The organism is Gilliamella sp. M0320 (assembly GCF_016101635.1).
GTDB lineage: Bacteria > Pseudomonadota > Gammaproteobacteria > Enterobacterales > Orbaceae > Gilliamella > Gilliamella apis.
This window is the reverse complement of the sequence record NZ_JACFQD010000033.1, coordinates 1-331: the sequence shown is the minus strand read 5'-3', so window position 1 is coordinate 331 and position 331 is coordinate 1. Positions and strand designations below refer to the sequence as shown.

Sequence of the window (331 nt, the reverse complement as noted above, 5' to 3'; positions counted from 1 at the left end):
ACACCATTAACTCCCTGACCATCGCCATCATCATCCCCCCAATAATTATACGGTGTGCCAATAAGTGAACTTAATGCAATAGAATCAGTATTCGTTGGTACTAACATACCAATATCCGCAGAACTCTGACCAATAGCAGGTAAAACGATAGGATTAGTTGAACTCGAATCATTGGTTGTCGGAGTAAATCTTCTTCCATCTGAAAGGGATATCCCGAGTAGCGCTTCGGTATTTGTTACCCGGGTTCGACCACCATCAAAGGTTAAATAAGGTGCTGAGCCATAAATAATATTGGTCGTTTTTGTGGTTAATGCATAATTAGCAAAAGAGA

1 protein-coding gene is annotated in these 331 nt (G+C 40.5%); it reads right to left on the bottom strand.

The annotated features are described in order from the left end of the window. Positions 1–331, bottom strand: a 331-nt coding sequence (locus H3T83_RS11320) for a hypothetical protein (RefSeq protein WP_198215809.1), incomplete at both ends; no start/stop codon positions are given.